General features: G+C 41.1%; 3 protein-coding genes. 1 reads left to right on the top strand and 2 read right to left on the bottom strand.

Translation table 11 applies throughout. From position 1 onward, the window contains the following. Window positions 1-1,386, top strand: a 1,386-nt coding sequence (locus DW937_RS14510) for a restriction endonuclease subunit S (RefSeq protein ID WP_133300993.1), incomplete at its 5' end; no start/stop codon positions are given. A 45-nt stretch (window positions 1,387-1,431) separates the two neighbouring features. On the opposite strand, the gene DW937_RS14505 is transcribed toward DW937_RS14510, so the two are convergent. Together DW937_RS14505 and DW937_RS14500 are read right to left on the bottom strand one after the other, a co-directional pair. Further along, window positions 1,432-2,235: a tyrosine-type recombinase/integrase gene (locus DW937_RS14505; protein WP_120121497.1), complete on the bottom strand. Its 804-nt coding sequence runs from the start codon at window positions 2,233-2,235 to the stop codon at window positions 1,432-1,434. A gap of 39 nt (window positions 2,236-2,274) precedes the next feature. Then, the coding region (locus DW937_RS14500; RefSeq protein WP_133300992.1) for a restriction endonuclease subunit S at window positions 2,275-3,621 on the bottom strand (1,347 nt) is incomplete at its 5' end.

Raw genomic sequence — 3,621 nt, 5'->3', positions numbered from 1 at the left:
AAGATTGGAAAAAATGAGCCTGTCTGCATTGCAGATGAAGTGCCGTTTGACATCCCGGAGAGCTGGGAGTGGGTGCGGCTAAAGGATATTGTCGTTAAAGAAATCAAGCGAGGAAAATCTCCAACCTATGCTGATAATAGTAGCATACTTGTGTTTGCTCAGAAGTGTAACACAAAAGCTGGTATCATAGATTTATCGCCAGCCAAACACTTGGACTTTAAATCATTTGCAAAATACCCGGATGATGAATATATGCAAGATGGTGATATTGTTGTTAATTCAACCGGAAACGGAACCTTAGGAAGAGTTGGTGTCTTTCACGATGCTGATAGAAGCAATGACTGTGTGATCGTGCCAGATTCTCATGTCACAACCATTCGTATCAACAAGATACTAGTTTTAGACTACGTCTACTATGTACTGGTTTACTATCAACCTTATTTTGAAAAGAACTGCTCAGGTTCAACTAATCAGACGGAACTAAAGCCACTTGTTATCGCAAATTTGTTTATCCCTGTTCCTCCCATTGAAGAACAACGTAGAATTATCCGAAAACTTTCATCCGTATTGCCACTAGTCACAAAGTACGATGAAAAAGAAGCAGCATTAGAAGTCTATAATACAGCCTTCCCAGCGCAACTAAAAAAGTCTATCTTACAATATGCAGTACAAGGCAAGTTGGTCCCTCAAGATCCTGCTGACGAACCAGCATCCGTTCTGTTAGAGCACATCCGTGCAGAAAAAGAACAACTTGTCAAAGCCGGAAGAATTAAGCGTGATAAGCATGAATCGGTCATTTTCAGACGGGATAATTCTTATTATGAGAAGGTCGATGGAATTGAACTCTGCATCGATGATGAAATACCGTTTGAGATTCCAAAAAATTGGGAGTGGTGCAGACTCGGCACAATTCTGCAAAAGCTAACAGATGGTACGCATTCAACACCCAAATATGCCGCTAGTGGCATTCCATTCATATCTGTAAAAGATATAAGTTCTGGAAAAATTTCTTTTGAAAGCACAAAATTCATTTCAGAAGAAGAACATGAACTTCTCGCATCTCGTTGCGATCCACATCGAGATGATATTCTACTTACTAAAGTGGGAACAACTGGAATCCCAGTATTGGTTGATACCGATAGACCTTTTAGCATTTTTGTGAGTGTGGCGCAGCTTCGATTTTCAACAGAACTGCTAGACAAATTTTTCTTAATTTACCTTTTAAAGTCACCGCTTGTGCAAACTCAATGTAGAGAAAACACAAAAGGTGTTGGAAATAAAAATTGGGTAATGCGCGATATTGCAAATACGTTGATATGTATTCCACCATTGGCAGAACAAAAAAGGATACAAGCAAGTCTAGCTAATGTGCTAAAATCTATTTGATAAGAAAGAGCGTCTGAACTCATTTTTGAGAACAGACGCTCTTTTTTACCAGTCTACGATATTATCTACCAAGGTTCTCTGTTCGGTTGCAGTTTTACGCAAATAAATTCGCGTCGTTTCAATGCTTTCATGACCCATCAAGTCTGCAAGAAATGCAATGTCGCTGCACCGATCCAAAAAGCTTTTTGCAAACCGATGCCGAAAAGAGTGGGGATAAACCACTGCAGGATCAATGCCATACTTTATCGCCAGCTTTTTCAGCTGTCCAGAAATACCTCTTGTGGTGATTCGTTCGTCGAAACGATTCAAAAAGATAAAGCCGCTGTCTTGTTGTTTTTCTTCCAACCAGACAATGGCTTCATCCTGCAATGATTTAGGAATGTAGATGCGGCGCAGCTTTCCACCTTTAGAATAAAGGTCGAGGTGTCCAAGCTTAATATGTTCAGCTTTGATTTGCACCAGCTCGCTGACGCGCGCACCCGTAGCAGCCAAAAAGCGGATGACAAAATACCAAAGCATATTGTCATCGCGCTTCAGGCAGTTTTTGAAGTAGATGTAGTCTGCTTCGCTAATGACATTTTCGAGGAAGGCTTTCTGCTGCACCCTGATGGATGATAATTTCCATGAATCCTTTCCGATGCTTTCGAGGTAGCAGTTGATAGCGCGGATTCGTAGATTAACTGTTTTGGGCTTGTACTGCTCAATCAGCCAGGTTTTGTGCTCTTTCAAATTGCGTTTAGTGACGGCATCATGCCGTTCCCCAAACTGCCGTACAGCAAACAAATAGGACGTTACCGTGTTTTCTGAGAGGTTTGTTCCTCTCAAGTGTCTTTCAAATTCTTCAATCATAGTGAAAGACCTCCTTTCACCATGAGTATACAAAAAGAGTTATAGAACCGCTATTTTTGAAAGGACTAGAGAGATTCTTTGAAGGATGCGGAACAGTTCCTTTTCCGGTGGAATAGAAACCAATAATTCACCTATGGAATCAAGTCGAAAGCTGTTTTTTATGCCATGCTGATTTGCGTTATAAAATTTTTGGGCGTAGTCAGTCAGAAGCAAATATGGAATATATTTATTCCGCATTTCTGGAAGAAAACGTATCATCGCAGTGTGCTGGTTGATGTAGGCTTCCTCAAATCCATCTGGTATCAGACCAAGCATTCCGACATCGCCTGTTATAGAGAACAGTAAATCGCCACTTTGTAATGAAGTTCGTGTTCCCTCGGCCTTTGAGGGGATGGAAACACGCTGGATATACTCTAGCCGCAGGTCAAAAGAATTTTTTGACAGATTTCCCATGCGAAGAAATGCTGCACCTGTAGTCGAGTAATATTTTGCCCAATCGCGTGAACCGCTGGTAATGTTCTCTGTCAAAGATTTCAAACGACACCATTCCCAACTTTCTGGAATCTCAAACGGCAATTCATCGTCGATACATCGTTCAATTCCATTCATCTTCTCATAATAAGAATTATCCCGTCTGAAAATGACCGATTCATGCTTATCCCGTTTGATTTTTCCCTCCTTGATAAGCTGTTCTTTCTCTGCTCTTATTCGTTCCAGCAGGACAGATGCCGGTTCATCGTTCGGGTCTTGTGGAACAAGCTTACCTTGGACAGCTTCCTGAAGAATTGATTTTTTAAGAGTTTCAGGAAACGCAGCATTTAGAGAAATCAGTTTTGTGTCAGCCACAGTATACAGTTCAAGTAAAGGCTCTATATCCAAAAATCTGTGAACAATTCTATGTTGCTCATCAAATGGAGGAATCGGAAACAATGATTGAAAGACGTCTTCTCTAGCAATGCCAGGAATCATACTTTTTGCAGCGGCTCTTAAATTTTCTACGAGAGTTTCTAATACCAGTTTGATATACGGAACATATACCTCGCCGATTGGACGAACCGCCATAATCTGGCGGGCAATATGCACCTTTGACTCCTGCAATATTATCATAGCTCCAACAGTTCCTTTACAGGTAAGTAGAATATCTCCACTGTAAGCGAAAGCTCGGCCATAGTCCGTCCAACGGTTAATAAGCAGTTTTCCATTCTCAATATTAGAAGCACCCGTAATGTATGGAATTCCTTGACCATTGGAATTATATTTATCCGGAGTCATGTCTTGCCCGGATTGCAATTCAATAACAGACCCTAATCGTACCCACTCCCAACTCTCCGGAATGTCAAACGGCACTTCATCTGCAATGCAGACAGGCTCATTTTTTCCAATCTT

The organism is Faecalibacterium sp. AM43-5AT, from assembly GCF_003603345.1.
In the GTDB taxonomy this organism is placed as follows: Bacteria; Bacillota; Clostridia; order Oscillospirales; family Ruminococcaceae; genus Faecalibacterium; species Faecalibacterium taiwanense.
Note: the sequence above shows the minus strand (reverse complement) of the source record. Positions and strands in the feature narration are given on the sequence as shown.